Annotated in this window: 15 protein-coding genes; 9 read left to right on the top strand and 6 right to left on the bottom strand. The window is 58.9% G+C overall.

What is annotated here, in order from left to right:
• Window positions 1-95: 95 nt before the first annotated feature.
• The gene (mfd, locus tag OKC43_RS04930; protein ID WP_236272765.1) at window positions 96-3563 is read right to left on the bottom strand and encodes a transcription-repair coupling factor; all 3468 of its coding nucleotides are present in this window, start codon (window positions 3561-3563) and stop codon (window positions 96-98) included.
• Between the two features lie 56 nt (window positions 3564-3619).
• Window positions 3620-4195, bottom strand: coding sequence for a hypothetical protein (locus OKC43_RS04925; protein WP_064338110.1), 576 nt, complete (start codon window positions 4193-4195; stop codon window positions 3620-3622).
• 76 nt (window positions 4196-4271) lie between these two features.
• On the opposite strand from OKC43_RS04925, the gene OKC43_RS04920 reads away from it, so the two are divergent.
• The 3 genes from OKC43_RS04920 (at window position 4272) to lolE (ending at window position 7535) form a co-directional block, all read left to right on the top strand.
• Window positions 4272-5507, top strand: coding sequence for a lipoprotein-releasing ABC transporter permease subunit (locus OKC43_RS04920; RefSeq protein WP_236272763.1), 1236 nt, complete (start codon window positions 4272-4274; stop codon window positions 5505-5507).
• Between the two features lie 88 nt (window positions 5508-5595).
• Entirely contained in the window at window positions 5596-6294 is a 699-nt protein-coding gene (lolD, locus tag OKC43_RS04915) for a lipoprotein-releasing ABC transporter ATP-binding protein LolD (RefSeq protein ID WP_236272764.1), read from the top strand.
• The gene (gene lolE, locus OKC43_RS04910) at window positions 6294-7535 is read left to right on the top strand and encodes a lipoprotein-releasing ABC transporter permease subunit LolE (RefSeq protein WP_005336986.1); all 1242 of its coding nucleotides are present in this window, start codon (window positions 6294-6296) and stop codon (window positions 7533-7535) included. The genes lolD and lolE overlap by 1 nt, the downstream gene beginning before the upstream one ends.
• Window positions 7536-7622: 87 nt before the next feature.
• On the opposite strand, the gene yfbR is transcribed toward lolE, so the two are convergent.
• Both yfbR and OKC43_RS04900 read right to left on the bottom strand, forming a co-directional pair.
• Window positions 7623-8213, bottom strand: coding sequence for a 5'-deoxynucleotidase (gene yfbR / locus OKC43_RS04905; protein WP_047436789.1), 591 nt, complete (start codon window positions 8211-8213; stop codon window positions 7623-7625).
• Window positions 8214-8305: 92 nt separating this feature from the next.
• Entirely contained in the window at window positions 8306-8740 is a 435-nt protein-coding gene (locus OKC43_RS04900) for a YccF domain-containing protein (RefSeq protein WP_076495751.1), read from the bottom strand.
• A gap of 441 nt (window positions 8741-9181) precedes the next feature.
• On the opposite strand from OKC43_RS04900, the gene tig reads away from it, so the two are divergent.
• The 6 genes from tig (at window position 9182) to ppiD (ending at window position 17620) form a co-directional block, all read left to right on the top strand.
• Window positions 9182-10492, top strand: a complete 1311-nt coding sequence (tig, locus tag OKC43_RS04895) for a trigger factor (RefSeq protein ID WP_042081175.1) — start codon at window positions 9182-9184, stop codon at window positions 10490-10492.
• A gap of 86 nt (window positions 10493-10578) precedes the next feature.
• The gene (gene clpP, locus OKC43_RS04890) at window positions 10579-11202 is read left to right on the top strand and encodes an ATP-dependent Clp endopeptidase proteolytic subunit ClpP (protein WP_005336979.1); all 624 of its coding nucleotides are present in this window, start codon (window positions 10579-10581) and stop codon (window positions 11200-11202) included.
• A 70-nt stretch (window positions 11203-11272) separates the two neighbouring features.
• Entirely contained in the window at window positions 11273-12547 is a 1275-nt protein-coding gene (clpX, locus tag OKC43_RS04885; protein ID WP_005336977.1) for an ATP-dependent protease ATP-binding subunit ClpX, read from the top strand.
• A gap of 141 nt (window positions 12548-12688) precedes the next feature.
• Window positions 12689-15043 (top strand): endopeptidase La, encoded by a 2355-nt coding sequence (gene lon, locus OKC43_RS04880; protein ID WP_005336976.1) that lies wholly within the window; start codon window positions 12689-12691, stop codon window positions 15041-15043.
• Window positions 15044-15283: 240 nt separating this feature from the next.
• Window positions 15284-15556: a nucleoid-associated protein HU-beta gene (hupB, locus tag OKC43_RS04875; RefSeq protein ID WP_005315375.1), complete on the top strand. Its 273-nt coding sequence runs from the start codon at window positions 15284-15286 to the stop codon at window positions 15554-15556.
• 150 nt (window positions 15557-15706) lie between these two features.
• Complete coding sequence (gene ppiD, locus OKC43_RS04870; RefSeq protein WP_236272365.1) at window positions 15707-17620, top strand: peptidylprolyl isomerase; 1914 nt, start codon at window positions 15707-15709, stop codon at window positions 17618-17620.
• Window positions 17621-17887: 267 nt separating this feature from the next.
• On the opposite strand, the gene OKC43_RS04865 is transcribed toward ppiD, so the two are convergent.
• Complete coding sequence (locus tag OKC43_RS04865; protein WP_040068106.1) at window positions 17888-19480, bottom strand: ABC-F family ATPase; 1593 nt, start codon at window positions 19478-19480, stop codon at window positions 17888-17890.
• 165 nt (window positions 19481-19645) lie between these two features.
• Complete coding sequence (locus OKC43_RS04860) at window positions 19646-21298, bottom strand: cation acetate symporter (protein ID WP_026035062.1); 1653 nt, start codon at window positions 21296-21298, stop codon at window positions 19646-19648.
• Window positions 21299-21301: the final 3 nt, after the last annotated feature.

Genomic DNA, 21301 nt, shown 5'->3' with positions numbered 1-21301 from the left:
CGCAGTAGTCAGATAGCAAATAAAAAACGGGAGCCGATATGGCTCCCGTTTTAGTTGGCGTTATCTCTCTGGCTCGACGCCAGCGCTGCAGAGACTCACAGGCTGTTGCTGGCCAGATCAGCCAGCAAACCATCTACCAGTTTCAGGCGCATGGCGCGATCCTGGGTCGACACCTGGAAGCGCAGCCGGGTCGGCCCGTCCATCTTGTAGACCCGTGGCTGGCTGGAGAGCAGCTTGACCAGATAGGCCGGATTGACCTTGGTCTCCTGGGTGAAGTCGAGATAGCCGCCGCGCTCGCTCATCTCCACCCGGCGAATGCCAAGGGCGGTGGCGCGCTGGCGGAAAGCGGCCAGCTCCAGCAGGGTTTTGGTCGCCTCCGGCAAGAGGCCGAAGCGGTCGATCAGCTCCACTTTCAGCTCGCGCAGCTCCTGCTCGTCCGCCGCACTGGCGATCCGCTTGTACATGGAGAGGCGCATGTTGACGTCCGGAATATAGTCATCCGGCAGCAGTGCAGGCAGGCGCAGTTCCACCTCGGTGTGCTGGCTCATCAGCTGCTCCAGCGAGGGCTCCTTGCCATTTTTCAGTGCCTCGACCGCCTGCTCCAGCATCTCCATGTAGAGGGTGAAGCCGACCGATTCGATCTGGCCGCTCTGATCGTCGCCGAGCAGTTCGCCCGCGCCACGGATCTCCAGATCGTGGGTCGCCAGCGCAAAACCGGCGCCGAGATCTTCAAGCGAGGCGATCGCCTCCAGCCGCTTGGCCGCATCCTTGGTCATCAGCTTGGGATGGGGGGTGAGCAGGTAGGCATAGGCCTGATGGTGGGAGCGGCCAACCCGGCCCCGCAGCTGGTGCAGCTGGGCCAGACCGAGATGATCCGCCCGATCCATGATGATGGTGTTGGCGCTCGGCACGTCGATGCCGGTCTCGATGATGGTGGTACAAACCAGCAGGTTGAAGCGCTGGTGGTAGAAGTCGGACATGATCCGCTCAAGGTCGCGCTCGCGCATCTGGCCGTGGGCGATGCCGATGCGGGCCTCTGGCACCAGCTCCGCCAGGTCGGCGGCGCACTTCTCGATACTCTCCACGTCGTTGTGCAGGTAGTAGACCTGGCCGCCACGTTTGAGTTCACGCAGCACCGCCTCGCGCACCACAGCCGGTTCGTGCTGGCGCACGAAGGTCTTGATGGCGAGTCGCTTGGCAGGCGGGGTAGCGATGATGGATAGATCCCGCATGCCGGACATCGCCATGTTGAGGGTGCGCGGAATGGGGGTAGCGGTGAGAGTGAGGATATCCACATCGGCCCGCAGCGCCTTGATCTTCTCCTTCTGGCGCACCCCGAATCTGTGCTCCTCATCGACGATGAGCAGGCCCAGATCCTTGAAAGTGAGCTCGGAGCCGAGCAGCTTGTGGGTGCCGATGATGATATCCACCTTGCCTTCGGCCAGCTCTTTCATCACAGCGCTCTGCTCCTTGGCGGAGCGGAAGCGGCTCAGCACCTCGACCCGCACCGGCCAGTTGGCAAAGCGGTCGCGGAAGTTGTCGTAGTGCTGTTGCGCCAGCAGGGTGGTGGGCACCAGCACGGCAACCTGCTTGCCGCCGTGGACGGCCACAAACGCCGCCCGCATCGCCACTTCGGTCTTGCCGAAACCCACATCGCCACACACCAGTCTATCCATGCTCTTGGCTTGGCACATGTCCCCCAGCACCGCATTGATGGCGTTGAGCTGATCGTCGGTCTCCTCGAACGGGAAGCTGGCGGCAAACTGGCGATAGGCCTCTTTGTCGTGCTTGAAGGCAAAACCGGCGCGAGCGGCGCGATGAGCGTAGACATCCAGCAACTCGGCTGCCACGTCGCGCACCTTCTCCGCCGCCTTGCGCCGCGCCTTGCTCCAGGCTTCGCCGCCGAGCTTGTGGCTGGGCGGGTTATCAGAGCCGGTGTAGCGGCTGATAAGGTGCAAACTGGTAACCGGCACGAACAGCTTGTCGCCGCCGGCATATTCGAGGGTCAAAAACTCGGTGGGCAGGCCACCGGCATCGATGGTTTCCAGTCCCAGATAGCGGCCGACCCCGTGATCCAGATGGACCACCGGCTGACCCTGGGTCAGCTCGCCCAGGTTTCTGATCACCGCATCGGAGCTTAAGTTTTTGCTCTTCTCCCGCGCCCGCTTGCTGCGCACTTTGCCGCCCAGCAGTTCGGTCTCGGTGATCAGCGCCAGTGGATCCTGACCGACCTCCTGCCACAGGAAGCCACGTTCAAGCGGTGCAACCAAGAGGCCGTGGCGATCCGGGCTCGCCATAAAGGCGTCGAGGGAGGGGAACTCTTTGGGTTGCAGCGAGATACGCGCCAGCAGATCGCCGAGCACCTCCCGTCGCCCTTCGGATTCCACCGCAAACAGGGTGCGCCCGGCAAAACCTTGGAGGAACTGGTTGAGCGCCAGCAGGGGTTGCTCCTTGCTGTGATCGAGTTGCAGATCGGGCAGCGCGGAGATGGGCAGATCGTGCTGACCGGCATCACCGGCGGTGGCGGCCTCTTGCAGCCGCACAGCGCCATATTGGCCCAGAGAGGCAAAGAGCTGCTCCACCGGCAGATAGAGCTGGGCCGGGGGTAGCAGGGGGCGAGTGTTGTCCCAGCGTCTGTCTTCATAGCGCTGGCCGATATCGTTCCAGAAGCGCTGGGCGGCGGGGTAGATGTCCCCCACAGTGAGCAGCAGGGTCTCTTCCGGCAGGTAGTCAAACAGGCTGGCGGTCTGGTTGAAGAAGAGCGGCAGATAATACTCGATGCCGGCGGGCCAGCGTCCCTTGCTCACCTCCTGATAGACGGAACCCTCGGCCCGCGACAGCTCGAACTGCTCGCGGAACTGGCCGCGAAACAGTTCGATGGCCGCCTCGTCGGTAGGGTATTCCCTGGCGGGCAGCAGGCTGACCGTCTTGACCGGTTCGCTGGAGCGCTGGGTTTCGGGATCGAATGGGCGGATGGAGTCCACTTCATCGTCGAAGAAGTCGATGCGATAGGGGCTGCTACTGCCCATGGGGAAGAGATCGAGCAGGGAGCCGCGAGCGGCAAATTCGCCATGTTCCAGCACCTGATCCACCGCCACGTAACCCGCCTCGGCCAGCCGCCCGCGCAGCTGTTGCAGGTTGAGGCGCTGACCGGCCTTCACCATCAGGCTGTATTTGTCGAGATAGACCCGGGGGGCGCAGCGCAACATCAGGGTGGAGATGGGGACAATCAATACCCCCTTGCTCATCTGCGGCAGCTTGTAGAGAGTCTCGAGCCGCTGGGAGATGATGTCCTGATGGGGAGAGAAGGTGTCGTAGGGCAGGGTCTCCCAATCGGGGAACAGCAATACCGGCGCGGGCTGCTCGGCTAGCTGCTTGTCTGCCAGCAAATACTGCAACTCCTGCTCCAGTCGCAGGGCGCTCGGGGTATCGGCAGTGATAAGCAGTACCGGCCCCTTGGCTTCACTGGTGAGACGGGCTGCAATCAGCGAGAGGCTGCTGCCGACCAGCTGGCCGAGCGTGATCTTTTGGCCCGCTTTGGCGGGCAAGGCGGGGAGTATCATTGGCATGGTTCGATTCTTTTAACGTTGACGTTATCTATCGCTGACGTTCGCTCTGGTTAGCGCTGACGTTCTTGGGCGCGCAGTTTGAGCTGTTTCGATTGCACGTGGAGGCTGGCACGAACCAGCAGTTCACGGTCATCTTCGCGGATCCGCACATAGTCGAGCTGCACATGGGTGCCATGTTCACTGCCGTCGAGCTGTTTGACCTGGCCATAGCAGTAGATGGCGGCCGCCTCTTCCCGCAGGAAGATCTTGAGACGCACGATCTGGTGCAGGTGCGGCGCATCCCCGTGACCATGATAGGGGTGCAGGTAGGTGAGTTGACCAGCCCCGAAGCGCAGGGTGTGAAAGCGCTGCTCCGGATGGTCTTGCAGGGAGAGCACATAGCCCATGATCATGTCGATCTTGCGGGACTGCTGATTGACGATCTCGATCAGATCGTGCATCGACTCGTTCTGGTTGCGCAGCAGGCGAGTAGTCACCAGATCGATGGAGGTAATGGCCGAAGAGATCCGAAAGGGCTCCGGCAGCTCAGCGTCCAGCTCCTCCAGCGAGGGGAGGTGGAAGTCGGCCGGCATGGGGATCACATTGACCGGCGTGGCATGAGTGACGCTGAAGAACTGTTCCTGCATGGAGGCTATCCCTTGTTGTCATGGACGGTTTCCCTTTATTATCCGGTATCTTATTTTGTTGGCAACGTACATATCCTTGAAGACCGGACTTTTTCAGCCCCTTTCGCTGGCCATCGGCCTGCGTTATGCAGGCTCGAAGCGCAGCAATCGCTTCGTCTCATTTATCTCCCTGTTCTCTACCTTTGGCATCGCCATCGGGGTCGCCGCCCTGATGGTGGTCATTTCGGTGATGAACGGTTTCGAAGGGCAGCTCAAAGGGCGCATCCTCGGGGTGATCCCCCATGTGGTGGTGACCAATCAGGCTGGCCGCATTGATGCCGACCCGCAAGGCTTGCCGGATCTGGCCAAATTACCCCATGTGGTCGCCTCGGCCCCCATGCTCGACAGCGAAGGGATGCTGCAAAGTCCCGGCCAGCTGACCGGGGTGAGTGTGCAGGGCATCGACCCTGCAAAGTGGCCCAAGGATGACATCCTCCATAGCCAGATGCTGGGGGGACGCCTCGATACCCTGCAGGCCGGCCACTACCGCATCGTGCTGGGGCAGGGGGTGGCACGCCGGCTCAATGTCTCCATCGGCGATCAGGTTCGTTTGATCCTGACCGAAGGGACCCGCTTCACCCCGTTTGGCCGGGTACCGGCCCAGCGCCTCTTTACCGTCTCCGGCATCTTCGGGGTCGGCGCCGATGTGGATAACCAGATTGCGCTGATCGCCCTGGGGGATGCCCAGCGGCTGCTGCGCCTGCCGCCAGAAACCGTCGGTGGCATTCGCCTCTGGCTCGATGATCCCTTTGCGGCTGACGAGGTGATCAAGACGCCGTTGCCCTACGGATTGGTCTGGCAGGATTGGCGCCGCGAGCGGGGCGAGCTGTTCCAGGCGGTCGCCATGGAAAAACGGATGATGGGGCTGATGCTGGTGCTGATCATCGCCGTCGCCACCTTCAACATCCTCTCCGCGCTGGTGATGGTGGTAACGGACAAGGAGGGCGAAGTGGCCATCCTGCGCACCATGGGCATGAGTGAATCGGGGATCGTCAAAATCTTCATGGTGCTTGGCGCTTCCAGCGGGGTGATTGGCGCCCTGTTTGGCGGACTGGCGGGCCTTGCGCTCAGCCTGGGTCTCAACCCTCTGCTCAATGCGGTGGGGCTCAACCTCTATATGGCGGCGGGCGGCAGTGGCCTGCCGGTGATTGTCGAGCCGGCTCAGGTCATCACCATTTTGCTGGGCGCCGTGCTGCTGAGTTTCAGTGCCACCCTCTACCCGGCGGCCCGCGCTGCGCGGGTGAAACCGGCCGAGGCGCTGCGTTATGAGTAATGCCGTGAATAATGCATCTTCTGTTGTGACTGGTGCCCCCGTAGTTGCGGGTGCCAGCGTTGTTACCGAGGCAAGTGGAGCCCCTGTTATGAATGAAGCCGTATCCCGTGAACCTCTGCTGCGCTGCCAGGCGCTCAATCATGTCTATAAAGAGGGGGAGCTGGAGACTCAGGTGCTCAAGGGGATCGATCTCTGCGTCGCGCCCGGCGAAATGCTGGCGGTGGTGGGGAGCTCGGGCTCCGGCAAGACCACTCTGCTGCATCTGATGGGGGCGCTGGACAACCCCTCCAGCGGCGCCGTGCTGTTCAAGGGGGAGGATATCCACCACTGGGACAGCCGTACCCAGGCTCGCTTTCGCAACCGCGAGCTGGGCTTTGTCTACCAGTTCCACCACCTGCTCTCCGAGTTCAGTGCGCTGGAAAATGCGGCCATGCCGCTGCTGATCGCCGGTGAGTCGGTGGCTATTGCCACCGAAAAGGCAACCAAGATGCTGGGGCGGGTGGGGCTTTCCCATCGCTTGAATCACCGTCCTTCCGAGCTCTCCGGTGGCGAACGTCAGCGGGTGGCGATCGCCCGGGCGCTGGTCAACGAACCGAGTCTGGTGCTGGCGGATGAGCCCACCGGCAATCTGGATCACGCCAGTGCCACCGCGGTGTACGAACTGCTGTGTGAACTGAATCGTGAACTGGGCACTGCGTTTGTGGTGGTGACCCACGACTTGAGCCTGGCGGCCAAGCTCCATCGCCGGGTGACCCTGGTGAGCGGCGTGATGGCGGAGGTTGCCTGATGTTCAAACCGCTGCCCCTCTTTCTGGGCCTGCGTTACAGCCGCTCCCGCCGTCGCAACGGGTTTATCGCCTTTATCTCTGCCTCTTCCCTGATCGGTATTGCCCTCGGGGTGATGGCGCTGATCCTGGGCCTCTCCGCCATGAACGGTTTCGAGCGGGAGCTCAAAGATCGGGTGCTCTCGGTCGTGCCGCAAGGTGAGCTGGACGCCGTCGAGCGGCCGCTGCCGGATTGGCCGCGTCTGCGTGACTACCTGCTGGCCCAGCCGGGCGTTGAGGCGGCGGCGCCGGTCATTCGCCTCAATGGCCTGCTGGAGCATGGCTCTGCCCTCAAGGGGGTGCAACTGCGTGCCGTGCTGCCCGATCTGGAAGCCAATCTGTCGGATGCAGGCAAATACATGACGGGCCGTGGTCTGCGTGAGCTGCAACCGGGTGAACGTGGGGTGATCCTTGGCAAGACCATCGCTGACAAGCTGGGCGTCAAGGTGGGGGACTCGGTCGCCCTGCTGCTGCCGCAAGGGGGCGATCAGGCGGGGATCAAGAATCCTCGCCGCGAAGCCCTGACCGTGGTAGGGCTGCTGGAGATCGGCGGTCAGCTCGACGGCCTGCTTGGCTTTATGCATCTGGCCGATGCACAAGCGATCACCGGTATGGGCAGCGATGTGGAGGGCTTCAGCCTGCGGGTGAGTGATGTGCTTAATGCACAAAATATTACGATCGCCGCCGCGCAGCAGTTCCCCCATCACGTCTATATCCGTAGTTGGATGAACAGTCAGGGTTACCTCTATCAGGACATCCAGATGGTGCGTACCGTCATGTATGTGGTGATGCTGATGGTGGTGGCAGTGGCCTGCTTCAACATCGTCTCCACCCTGGTGATGGCGGTGAACGAGAAGCGCAGCGAGATCGCCATCCTGAAAACCATGGGGGCGAGCCCCGGCCAGATCCGGCTCACCTTCGTCATTCAGGGGATGGTCAATGGCGTGGCCGGCGCGTTGCTTGGCGCCCTGCTGGGTGGGCTGCTCTCTAGCAAGCTGACCCAGATCCTGAGCGTTGTCGAAAAGCTCATCGGCCATCGCTTCCTCAATCCGGATATCTACTTTATCGACTTCTTGCCGACCGAGTTGCATATGCAGGATCTGCTCATCGTGACGGGCGCCGCCATCCTGATGAGTCTGGTGGCGACCCTCTATCCCGCCTGGCGGGCGAGCGGTCTGGTACCCTCCCGTGAGCTGGGTCACTGATGCGCCGGATCTAATGCGCAATAAAGAACGAAGGGCCCGCCGGTGCAAACCGGCGGGCCCTGCTGTTTTCAGGTCGAGTGGCGTGGCTTAGTGAGCGTTGAGCTCATCGAGTGGCAGGGAGAAGCTGGCTACGAAGGTGTCGATAAAGTAGCGCATCTCATCGCTCATCCGGGCTGCCAGCATGGCTTCAAGGCGCTTGCGAGCCGGTTCGAACTCCCGATTGCCCGCGTTGATCTCCTCCAGACACTTGGTATAGGCGCAGAGGGTGTCGGCATCCTTGACCAGCCTGGCCAGCTCGTCATCCTGGGCTGCCGAATCGAGCAGGGGGCGAAAGTCCTCCACCAGTTCCGGCGGCAGCATGCCAAGCAGACGCTGCTCGGCGGCCAGTTCTATCTTCTTGTACTCGCGGGCAATTTCGGGGTTGAAGTATTTGACCGGGGTGGGCAGATCGCCGGTCAGCACTTCACTGCTGTCGTGGTAGAGGGCCATCACGGCGGCGCGGTCGGCATTCACGCTGCCGCCAAACAGTCGATTTTTGATGATGCCGAGGGCATGGGCCACCATGGCCACCTGCAGGCTGTGCTCGGCGATGTTTTCCGGCTGGATGTTGCGCATCAGGGGCCAGCGGTAGATGAGTTTCATGCGGGCGAGATTGGCGAAAAAGTGGCTGGGTAACATGATGGCCTCAACAAAAGAGAATAGAAAAGGGCAGACCCTAGTCTGCCCTTTTTTTCGTTGCAGGGCAGCGTCTGCCCGCGCATTTCCCGCCGTTAGCGGATATAGCGGCCCGATTCCGCCTCCTGGTTGGTCACAATCATCTGGCCGATAGGCGCCAGACTGATGAGTGCCAGCTTGAGGTGCTGGATACCGAACGGAATACCGATAATGGTCACGAAGCAGGCCAGCGCGGAAGCGATGTGGCCGATGGCCAGCCAGACGCCGATCAGCACGAACCAGAGGATGTTGCCAATCAGCCCCAGAGTGCCGGTGCCGATATCGCTCTGGCCGGTCATGGTCTTGCGATTAACGGCCTGCTTGCCAAACGGGAAGAAGGTAAAGGTGCCGATCACGAAGCAGGCACGTCCCCAAGGGATGCCGACCAGCGAGATAAAGCAGATAAGACCGGCCAGCCACCAGGCCAGGCCCATAAAGACACCTCCCAGTACAAACCAGAGCAGATTGAACAAGAAGCGGAAAAAGGCCATGTGAGTGACTCCAGATCATCAATTTGGTTGTCACCATAACGAGGGAGGGGTAGGGACGCAATGGTTGATTGGCCCAATCGCCATTTGGCTGGTCAAATTGAGTCGCCGCCCGCAACGGTGGGCTGTTTTTCGGCGAAAGATGGGCAATAAAGCGGCGTTCGGATGAAAAAAGGTGAACAAACGCAAAATTATTGCCATCGGATAGTTGAAGTCGGGCTCCTCTCTCCCCATATAAAGGGCAGTTTTGCACGAATTGTGCTTGCACGCCGCTCAATGTGGGGGATGTGTGGCTCGACTCGACCAAAGTGCGCCGCTATAATGCCGCGTCATATTTTCTCATCACAAAGACATATCGTTGTCTTTATAAACAGGAAGACTCCGGGCTTTGCCCAGGGGCAATAAAGGGTCAGCACACAGTGCTGAGTTGAACGAGGTAGAAGAATGCAAGTTTCTGTAGAGACAACCCAGGGTCTGGAACGCCGTCTTACCATCACTGTACCGGCCGCTACCGTAGACGCCGCTGTGCGTAAAGAATTGAATGGCCTGGCCAAAACTCGTCGCATCGACGGTTTCCGTCCTGGCAAGGCTCCGGTTGCCATCATCAAGAAGATGTTCGGCGCCATGGCTCACGCCCGCGTTGCTGATGAAATGATGCAGAGCAACTTCATCAAAGCCATCATCGAAAACAAACTGAGCCCGGCCGGTGCCCCGACCATGGATCCGAAAGAGATCAAAGAAGGTCAGGATTTCGAATTCACCGCCACTTTCGAAGTGTATCCGGAGTTCGAAGTTGCAGGTCTCGAGACCATCAAGGTCGAGAAGCCGGTTGCGACCGTGAAGGACGAAGATCTAGCCAACATGATCGACACCCTGCGCAAGCAGCACGCTACCTGGGCTGATGCCGATGTTGCCGCTGCCAATGGCATGCGTGTGACCATGGACTTCGTCGGTTCCATCGACGGTGAAGAGTTCGACGGCGGCAAAGCTGAAGGCTTCAACCTGGTGCTGGGCGCTGGCCGTATGATCCCAGGCTTCGAAGACGCCATCCTGGGCAAGAAAGCGGGCGACGAGTTCACCATCGAAGTGACCTTCCCGGCTGACTACCACGCTGAAAACCTGAAAGGCAAAGATGCCAAGTTCGCTTCCAAGCTGATCAAGGTTGAAGAGCAGATCCTGCCTGAGCTGACCGAAGAGTTCGTGAAGCGTTTCGGTATCGAGAGCGGTTCTGTTGAAGAGCTGAAAGCAGAAGTGCGCAAGAACATGGAGCGCGAACTGGCTCAAGCCCTGAAAAACAGCGTGAAAGAGCAGGTTCTGAACGGTCTGGTTGAAGCCAACCAAATCGACCTGCCGAAAGCTGCTGTTGCTCAAGAGATCGACGCACTGCGTCAGCAGGCTCTGCAGCGCTTCGGTGGTTTCCAGGGCGGTAACGCTCCCGAGCTGCCGGCTGAACTGTTCCAGGCTCAAGCCGAGCGTCGTGTACGCGTAGGCCTGCTGCTGGGTGACGTGATCCGCACCAACGAGATCAAGGCTGACGATGCCCGTGTAAACAGCATCATCGAGTCCATGGCGACTGCCTACGAAGATCCGAAGGAAGTGATCGAGTACTACCAGAAGAACGAACAGATGCTGAACGGCGTTCGTAACCTGGCAGTAGAAGATCAAGCCATCGACCTGATCCTGTCCAAAGCGCAAGTGACCGAAAAAGAAGTTGCCTTTGACGAAGTGATCAACAAGTCTGGCGCCGCTGCCTAAGAACATTTGACTTAAGGTCAAGACTGTTAAGTATAATGGCTCGTGTGATCTCCACTCGGGCCATTTTATTTTAGGGACAATGCCTTATGTACAAGAACTATAACGATATGACCGATTCTCCCAGCAATGCGCTGGTCCCCATCGTGGTCGAACAGACTGCCAAGGGTGAACGTTCCTACGATATTTACTCCCGTCTGCTGAAAGAGCGGGTGATCTTCCTGACTGGTCAGGTTGAAGATCACATGGCCAATCTGGTGGTTGCCCAGTTGCTGTTCCTCGAATCCGAGAATCCGGACAAGGACATCTATATTTACATCAACTCGCCGGGTGGTTCGGTGACTGCGGGCATGTCCATCTACGACACTATGCAGTTCATCAAGCCGGATGTCAGCACCGTCTGCATGGGGCAGGCCTGCTCCATGGGGGCCTTCCTGCTGGCTGGCGGTGCCAAGGGCAAGCGTTTCTGCCTGCCTAACGCCCGCGTGATGATCCACCAGCCGCTGGGTGGCTTCCAGGGTCAGGCATCTGATATCCAGATCCACGCCCAGGAGATCCTGAAGATCAAAAATACCCTGAACGAGCGCCTGGCGTTCCACACCGGTCAGGACATGGCTACCATCGAGCGTGACACCGATCGTGACAACTTCATGTCCGCCGAGCAGGCCGTGGCCTATGGTCTGGTAGACGGTGTCCTGAGCCAGCGTAGCTGAGCAGGGTGTCCCGGTCTGTTGTAAACTCAACAGGCCGATCCATCCTCTATTGATAAAACGAGGTTGCTGAATGACAGAGAAACGCAAGGGTGAGGGTGATAAGCTGCTCTACTGCTCTTTTTGCGGCAAAAGCCAGCATGAAGTGCGCAAGCTGATCGCTGGCCCTTCCGTCTACATATGTGATGAGTGCGTCGAGCTGTGCAACGACATCATCCGCGAAGAGATCCGCGAGATCTCGCCCAAGCGCGATGGTAACGAGCTGCCGACCCCTCATCAGATCCGCGCTCATCTCGATGACTATGTGATCGGGCAGGAGTATGCCAAGAAGGTGTTGGCCGTTGCCGTCTACAACCACTACAAGCGTCTGCGCAACAGCGGCGAAAACAGTGGTGTTGAGCTCGGCAAATCCAACATCCTGCTGATTGGCCCGACCGGTAGCGGCAAGACCCTGCTGGCCGAGACTCTGGCTCGTCTGCTGGATGTGCCGTTCACTATGGCCGATGCGACCACCCTGACCGAAGCCGGTTATGTGGGCGAGGACGTGGAGAACATCATCCAGAAGCTGCTGCAAAAGTGCGACTACGACGTAGAGAAAGCCCAGCGTGGCATCGTCTACATCGACGAGATCGACAAGATCTCCCGCAAGTCGGACAACCCCTCCATCACCCGCGATGTCTCCGGGGAAGGGGTACAGCAGGCACTGCTCAAGCTGATCGAAGGGACCATCGCTTCCGTGCCGCCGCAAGGTGGTCGCAAGCATCCGCAGCAGGAGTTCTTGCAGGTTGATACCTCCAAGATCCTCTTCATCTGTGGCGGTGCCTTTGCCGGTCTGGACAAGGTGATCGAGCAGCGTTCCGTGAAGGGAACCGGTATCGGTTTTGGTGCCGAGGTGAAATCCAAGGATGCCAAGGCCACCCTGAGCGAGACCTTCGCCAAGGTAGAGCCGGAAGATCTGATCAAGTATGGTCTGATCCCCGAGTTCATCGGCCGTCTGCCGGTGGTCGCGACTCTGACCGAGCTGGACGAGTCTGCCCTTATCCAGATCCTGAAAGAGCCGAAAAACGCGCTGACCAAACAGTACGCGGCGTTGTTCGATCTGGAAGGGGTCGAGCTGGAGTTCCGTGACGACGCACTCAACGCCATTGCCCGCAAGGCGATGGAGCGTAAAACCGGTGCTCGTGGTCTGCGTTCCATCGTGGAAGCCGTGCTGCTGGATACCATGTATGACCTGCCTTCTCTGGAAGGGGTCAGCAAGGTGGTGATCGACGAGACCGTGATCAAAGGGGACTCCGCGCCCTTGATGATTTACGAAAATCCCGAAACCCAGGCTGCTGCATCAGAGTAAATGTCTGATTTTTAATCAAATGGAAGGGGCTTTTTGCCCCTTTCATGCTTTTTACGGTTTCGGCGATTGAATCTCATCTCAGCGCCCCCATATACTCAGCCAAGCGCTTTGCCAACGGTATAACAAGCCGAGAGGACATATATGAACCTAGAGCGTTCAGAACGCATCGAGATTCCCGTCCTGCCTCTTCGTGACGTGGTGGTTTATCCCCACATGGTCATTCCACTCTTTGTGGGGCGGGAAAAATCCATTCGCTGTCTGGAAGCGGCCATGGAGCAGGACAAGAAAGTTCTGCTGGTGGCCCAGAAGGATGCGTCAACCGATGAGCCAACGGTGGAGGAGATCTTCACCGTCGGGACAGTGGCCAATATTCTGCAGATGCTCAAGCTGCCGGACGGCACCGTCAAGGTGCTGGTAGAGGGTGGGCAGCGTGCCCGCCTGGAGCGGATGATCGACGACAAGGATTTCTTTGTCTGCGAGGCTCAGTACATCCCTTCCCAAGCCATTGAGGAGAAGGATCAGGAAGTACTGGTTCGCTCCGCCATCGGCCAGTTTGAAGGCTATATCAAACTCAACAAGAAGATCCCGCCCGAGGTACTGACCTCGATCTCGGCGATCGACGATGCTGCGCGTCTGGCTGACACCATGGCGGCCCACATGCCGCTCAAGCTGGAAGACAAGCAGAAGGTGCTGGAGATCGTCTCGGTCTCCGAGCGCATCGAATTCCTGATGGCGATGATGGAGTCGGAAATTGACCTGCTGCAGGTCGAGAAGCGCATCCGTACTCGCGTCAAGAAGCAGATGGAAAAAAGCCAGCGCGAGTATTATCTCAACGAGCAGATGAAGGCCATCCAGAAAGAGCTGGGTGAGCTGGAAGATAGCCCGGATGAGTTTGAAGCCCTCAATCGCAAGATTGAAGAGGCTGGCATGCCGGAAGATGCCCGTGAAAAGGCCCAGGCCGAGCTTGCCAAGCTGAAGATGATGTCTCCCATGTCCGCCGAGGCTACCGTGGTGCGCAGCTATGTGGACTGGATGGTACAGGTGCCGTGGAAGGCGCGCTCCAAGGTCAAGAAAGATCTTGGCAAGGCGCAAGAGGTGCTGGACGCCGATCACTATGGCCTCGAGAAGGTCAAGGATCGCATCCTCGAATATCTGGCGGTACAGGCACGGGTGAACAAGCTCAAGGGCCCCATCCTCTGTCTGGTTGGACCTCCCGGTGTGGGCAAGACCTCGCTGGGCCAATCCATCGCCAAGGCGACCGGCCGCAAATATGTGCGGATGGCCCTCGGTGGGGTGCGTGACGAAGCGGAGATCCGCGGTCACCGCCGTACCTATATCGGTTCTATGCCCGGCAAACTCATCCAGAAGATGGCGAAAGTCGGTGTGAAGAACCCGCTGTTCCTGCTCGACGAGATCGACAAGATGAGCTCGGACATGCGTGGCGATCCCGCATCCGCCTTGCTGGAAGTGCTGGATCCGGAACAGAACAACAGCTTCAACGATCACTATCTGGAAGTGGATTATGACCTGTCGGACGTGATGTTCGTGGCTACCTCCAACTCTATGAACATCCCGGGCCCCTTGCTGGACCGGATGGAAGTGATCCGTCTCTCCGGTTACACCGAAGATGAGAAGCTCAACATTGCCAAGCAGCATCTGGTTGCCAAGCAGATCCAGCGCAACGGCCTGAAAGAGTCCGAGATCACCATCGAAGATTCTGCGCTGGTCGGAGTGATCCGTTACTACACCCGCGAGGCGGGTGTGCGGAGTCTGGAGCGCGAGATCTCCAAGATTTGTCGCAAGGCGGTCAAGCGTATTCTGCTGGACAAGAGCATCAAGCATGTTCAGGTCAATCAGGAGAACCTCAAGGAGTTCCTCGGGGTGCAGCGTTTCGATTACGGCAAGGCCACCGACCAGAACCAGGTGGGTCAGGTGTGTGGTCTGGCGTGGACCGAAGTGGGGGGCGATCTGCTCACCATCGAGACCACCAACATGCCGGGCAAGGGCAAGCTCACTTATACCGGTTCCCTCGGTGACGTGATGCAGGAGTCCATCCAGGCGGCCATGACGGTCGTACGAGCCCGTGCCGAGAAGCTGCGCATCAACGCCGACTTCTACGAGAAGCGCGATATCCACGTGCACGTACCGGAAGGGGCTACCCCGAAAGATGGTCCGAGCGCCGGTATCGCCATGTGTACCGCCCTGGTCTCCAGCTTGACCGGTAATCCGGTTCGTGCTGATGTGGCGATGACAGGGGAGATCACCTTGCGCGGCGAAGTGCTGCCCATCGGTGGTCTCAAGGAGAAGTTGCTGGCAGCCCACCGTGGCGGCATCAAGCGAGTGCTTATTCCGAAAGAGAACGAGCGTGACCTTGAGGAGATCCCGGCAAACGTCAAACAAGACCTTGAAATTTATCCGGTTCGCTGGATTGACGAGGTGCTGGAATTGGCGTTGCAGGACAATCCACAGGGGTTTGAGCGCGTTTCTGTCGTGTAAATGTTGATGCGCCGCAAATTTGGCGCATTCGGCGGGTGGTTAAGGCTTGCATGCGCCCGATAACGGAAGTAGCCTTGACCACCGATCGGGTACTCGTGATGAGTCGCAATGCGTTGTGTGGCGCGGGTTTGCGCCAGATTGTCACTTGCAACTGATCAGGAGGCTTGCTATAAAACCTCCACTTGTTGTGGCCAGGGAAATCAGCGCCGCAGCGGTGTTTGATAAAAGGGGAATATAAGAGTGAATAAATCTCAACTGATTGACAAGATTGCAGACGGTGCCGATATCTCCAAAGCTGCCGCTGGCCGTGCGTTGGATGCCTTCATTGATGCTGTTGGTGAAGCGCTGAAAGAGGGTGACCAGGTTGCTCTGGTTGGTTTCGGTACTTTCGCTGTACGCGAGCGTGCTGCCCGTTCAGGCCGTAACCCGCAGACTGGCGCGACCATCGAAATCGCTGCTGGTAAAGTTCCTGCCTTCAAAGCCGGTAAGGCCCTGAAAGACGCTGTTAACTAAGTCGGTCGCTGATATCCGTCGGCTACCGTCCTTGGTCGCAGACCAGACAAGTTAGAGAGTCTTCTCTCATACTGATTGACCAAGGCGCATCGCAATCGGTGCGCCTTTTTATTGTTTACGCCCATCGAGTTCGGGAGCATAAGTACAAACATGATGTTGGATAAACTACGCGAAGGGGCGCAGGGCAAGGTAGCCAAGGTTATCTTGGGCCTGATCATCCTCTCCTTTGCCTTGGCTGGTGTAGGTAGTTACCTGAACGGCCCGGCCCGTACTGCCCCCGCCACCGTCAATGGCACCGAGATCAGTGCTGCGGCACTGGAAAATGCCTACCGTAACGAGCGCGCCCGCATGGAATCCCAGATGGGAGAGGCATTCAGCCAGCTGGCCGCGAACCCCGATTACATGAAACAGTTCCGCCGTGGCGTGCTGGATCGCTTGATCGATCAGGCGCTGCTGGACAGCAAGGCCCGTGAACTGGGTCTGCGTATCAGTGACGAACAGATCAAGCAAGCCATCGTGGCCATGCCGGAGTTTGCCGAGAATGGCAAGTTCAACAATGACCGCTATCTGCAGCTGATCCGTCGTGCCGGCATGACTCCTGAAATGTTCCGTGACTCCCTGCGTCAGGACATGGTGCGTCAACAGTTGATGAGCGCCCTGCTGGGCACCGAATTCTCCCTCAAGGGGGAAGCGGAGCAGCTCGACAAGCTCTACAACCAGACTCGCGATCTGCGTCTGGTGCGTCTGGCTGCCGCCAACTACATGGCTGACGTTCAGGTCTCCGACAATGAGCTGGATCAGTACTACAAGACCAATGGCGCCCGTTTTATGAACGACGAGCAGGTCAAGGTCGACTATCTGCTGCTGGACGCTGCCAACCTCGCCAAGGATATCAAGGTCACCGAGCAGGATGCCCAGGATTACTACGATCAGCACCAGGATCTGTTCCAGCGTGCCGAGCGTCGCCACGTGGCTCACATCCTTATCCCGTTTGGCAAGGATGAGAAAGCGGCCGAGCAGAAAGCTGAAGCCGTGCTGGCCAAAGCCAAGGCGGGCGATGATTTCGCTGCGCTGGCCAAGGCTGACTCTTCCGATACCTTCTCTGCCAAAAAAGGCGGCGAGCTGGACTGGTTCGAGAAAGGGGTGATGGATCCGGCCTTCGAGAAAGCCGCGTTCGCCCTGGACAAGGCTGGCGATCTCTCCGGCGTGGTGAAGAGCCCGTTCGGTTTCCACATCATCAAGCTGCTGGGGGTTGAAGCAGCCCAGACCAAGCCGTTTGCCGATGTGAAAGAAGAGACCATCACTCGTCTGCAAGCTGACAAGGCCAAGGAGAAGTTCTTCGCCGAGCAGCAGAAGATGGCTGACAACAGCTTCGAAAACCCGGACTCGCTGGATCTGACCGCTGATGCCATGGGGATGAAGGTCCAATCTTCCGATTTCTTCACCCAGGCGACTGCTCCGGCTCCACTGAACGATCCCAAGGTGCTCTCCGTGGCATTCTCCGAGCAGCTGCGCGATGACAACACCAACTCCGACGTGATCGAGCTGGCTGACGGCAAGGCGCTGGTGCTGCACATCACTGGTCACAAGCCCAAAGCGGTCAAGCCGCTGGCCGAGGTGAAAGAGCAGGTGATTGCCGCCATCAAGCATGACAAGGCCAGCGAAGTGGCCCGTGGCAAGGCCCAGGGCCTGCTGGACAAGCTGAAGGTCGGTGAGAGCATCACCGCCGATCTGACTGCACTCGGTCTGAAAGTGGAGACCCACAAAGGGGTTGCCCGCTTCGATCGCGAGCTGGATCAGAACCTGATTGCCCAGGCGTTCACGCTGCCCCATCCGATCGACGGCAAGCCAAGCGTGGCTCTGGTTGCCGAGACCAATGGTGACCGAGTTGTGGTTGCGCTGGACAAGGTTAACGTCCCTGCCGCCGCATCCGGTATGGCTGCCATGCTGCAAGCTCAGCTGGGTCAGGGCAAAGCCCAGGTGGATTACAAGTCTCTGATCGACGAGCTGCGCAAAGCGGCCAAGATCGAGTACTTCACCAGTGTGGAAGCGACCGTCGAGTAATCGGCACTGCGCAACCCATTGAAAACGGCTCCTTGATGGAGCCGTTTTTTTATCTGTGGGCAAAAGAGGGGGGAGACTCAAGCTTTGCTCTTTGCTCTTTGCTCTTTGCTCTTTGCTCTTTGCTCTTTGCTCTTTGCTCTTTGCTCTTTGCTCTGTGGTGTGTAGTCACATCACTGCTATACGCCATCTCAATCGTCTAAATACGGAATATAAAAAAACCGGCACGTGTGTGCCGGTTTTTCATTGCGAACTTGCGCAGGTGCGGGGTTATACCACGCCCTGGGTGCGCAGGTAATCCTCGTAGGTGCCGCCGAAGTCGCGGATGCCATCTTCGGTCAGCTCCAGGATGCGGGTCGCCAGAGAGGAGACGAATTCGCGGTCGTGAGAGACGAAGATCAGGGTGCCCTGGTAGAGCTCCAGTGCCATGTTCAAGGATTCGATGGATTCCATGTCCAGGTGGTTGGTCGGCTCATCCATGATCAGGATGTTGGGGCGCTGCATCATCAGCTTGCCGAACAGCATGCGGCCCTGTTCACCACCGGAGAGCACCTTGACCGGCTTCTTGATGTCGTCCTGAGAGAAGAGCAGACGGCCCAGTATGGAGCGTACAGCCTGCTCGTCTTCGTTCTCCTGTTTCCACTGGGCCATCCAGTCGAATACGTTGAGATCAGTGTCGAAGTCTTCGGCGTGATCCTGAGCGTAGTAACCGATCTGGGCGTTCTCGGACCACTTGATGGTGCCGGTATCCGGTGCCAGTGCGCCGACCAGGGTCTTGATCAGAGTGGATTTACCGATACCGTTGGTACCCAGAATGGCGACCTTCTCGCCCACTTCCATCATCATGTTGAGGCCCTTGAACAGGGGACCGTCGCCATAACCCTTGGATACACCTTCCACTTCCAGGATGTTGCGATAGAGCTTTTTGTCCTGCTCGAAGCGGATGAAGGGGTTCTGGCGGCTGGAGACCTTGACGTCCTCAATCTTGATCTTGTCGATCTGCTTGAGACGGGAGGTCGCCTGACGGGACTTGGAGGCGTTGGCGCTGAAACGGGAGACGAAGGATTGCAGATCGGCGATCTGGGCCTTCTTCTTGGCGTTGTCAGCCAGCAGGCGCTCGCGCGCCTGGGTGGCGGCCAGCATGTAGTCATCGTAGTTGCCCGGATAGACGCGCAGCTCGCCGTAGTCCAGATCCGCCATGTGGGTACAGACAGAGTTCAGGAAGTGACGGTCGTGAGAGATGATGATCATGGTGCTTTCACGTTCGTTGAGCACCTGCTCCAGCCAGCGAATGGTGTTGATATCCAGGTTGTTGGTCGGTTCGTCCAGCAGCAGGATGTCAGGGTTGGAGAACAGCGCCTGTGCCAGCAGCACCCGCAGTTTCCAGCCCGGCGCCACTTCGCTCATCGGGCCGTTGTGCTGCTCAAGGGGAATGCCTACACCCAGCAGCAGCTCGCCTGCACGCGCTTCAGCGGTGTAGCCGTCATATTCGGCGACCAGACCTTCCAGCTCGGCGGCCTTCATATAGTCTTCGTCGGTGGCTTCGAGGTTGGCGTAGATGGCATCGCGCTCGGCGATGGCCGCCCACAGCTCGGTGTGACCCATCATGACCACGTCCAGTACGCGCATATCTTCGTAGGCGAACTGATCCTGACGTAGCTTACCGATGCGCTCGTTGACGTCCAGGCTCACATTACCGCCAGTGGGCTCCAGATCACCGCCGAGGATCTTCATGAAGGTGGACTTGCCACAGCCGTTGGCGCCGATAAGGCCATAGCGGTTGCCGCCGCCAAACTTGACGTTGATGTTCTCAAACAGCGGCTTGGCGCCGAACTGCATGGTGATGTTGTTGCTACTTAACAAGGTATGTGTCCCGATTGGTCTGTCAAATGGCGCGCATTATGGCACAGATCCCCCGAAAGTTTTAGCGAGAAGTGTGATCTTGATCGGGGCAAGCGGGGCGTGCAGCCGATTGATGGGCAATAAAAAAAGCCGGCATGAAGCCGGCTTTTGCGTGATGGCTGCCCGTTAGTGGGAAGTGGCGCCAGAGGCACCCAGCCCGGTCTGGGAGCGAACGAACTGCGGCAGGAACTTGGCATGTTCGTCGGCGGCGTTCTGGGAGCTGTCGGTGATGGAGAAGAACCAGATCCCGACGAAGGCCAACCCCATGGAGAAGAGGGCAGGGTATTCGTAGGGGAAGATGGCCTGGGCATGGCCCAGCACTTTCACCCACACGGTCGGGCCCAGGATCATCAGGGTTACGGCGCTCACCAGTCCCAGCCAGCCACCGTAGACGGCGCCACGGGTGGTCAGGCGTGACCAGAACATGGAGAGGAACAGTACCGGGAAGTTGCAGCTGGCGGCGATGGAGAAGGCCAGACCTACCATGAAGGCGATGTTCTGCTTCTCGAACAGGATCCCCAGACCAATGGCAACCACACCCAGCACCAGAGTCGTCATCTTGGAAACACGTAGTTCATCGGTCTCGTTGGCCTTGCCCTTCTTCAACACGCTGGCATAGAGGTCATGGGAGACCGCAGAGGCACCGGCCAGGGTCAATCCGGCAACTACCGCCAGAATGGTGGCAAATGCCACGGCGGAGATGAAGCCGAGGAACAGGCTGCCACCGACCGCATTGGCCAGATGGACTGCCGCCATGTTGGTGCCGCCCAGCAGGGCGCCGGTGGCGTCCTTGAAGGCAGGGTTGGTGCTCACCAGCAAGATGGCGCCAAAGCCGATGATAAAGGTGAGGATGTAGAAGTAGCCGATAAAGCCGGTGGCGTAGAACACCGATTTACGCGCCTCTTTGGCATCGCTCACGGTGAAGAAACGCATCAGGATATGGGGCAGGCCAGCGGTACCGAACATCAATGCCAGACCGAGCGAGATGGCGGAGATGGGGTCAGCAACCAGGCCACCCGGGCTCATGATGGCGATCCCTTTCTCGTGCACCTTGACCGCTTCGCTAAACAGGGCTCCGATATCGAAGTTGACCGATTTCATGACCATGATGGCCATGAAGCTGGCACCGGAGAGCAGCATCACTGCCTTGATGATCTGCACCCAGGTGGTGGCCAGCATGCCGCCAAACAGCACGTAGAGCACCATCAGGATACCGACCAGCACTACTGCCACATGGTATTGCAGGCCAAACAGCAGCTCGATCAGCTTGCCGGCACCGACCATCTGAGCGATCAGGTAGAGGGCGACCACCACCAGCGAACCACAGGCGGAGAGGGTGCGTACTTCAGTCTGTTTGAGACGATAGGAGGCGACATCGGCGAAGGTGTATTTGCCGAGGTTGCGCAGCCGTTCGGCGATCAGGAACAGGATGATGGGCCAGCCCACCAGAAAGCCGATGGAGTAAATCAGGCCATCGTAGCCGGAGGTGTAGACCAGCGCGGAGATCCCGAGGAAGGAGGCGGCGGACATATAGTCACCGGCGATGGCCAGACCGTTCTGGAAGCCGGTGATACGGCCACCGGCGGCATAGTAGTCGGAAGCCGAGCGGTTGCGCTTGGAGGCCCAGTAGGTGATGAACAAGGTGGCGGCTACAAAGACCACGAACATCACGATGGCCGATACATTGAGGGGTTGGCGTTGTACTTCGCCGGTCAGCGCATCCGCTGCCAGCAGGGGGGAGGAGGCCAGTGAGGCCAACAGCAGCCACTTGCCTTTCATGCT

The sequence above is a fragment of the Aeromonas sp. Y289-2 genome, assembly GCF_027705925.1.
Classification (GTDB): Bacteria; Pseudomonadota; Gammaproteobacteria; order Enterobacterales; family Aeromonadaceae; genus Aeromonas; species Aeromonas veronii.
Note: the sequence above shows the minus strand (reverse complement) of the source record. Positions and strands in the feature narration are given on the sequence as shown.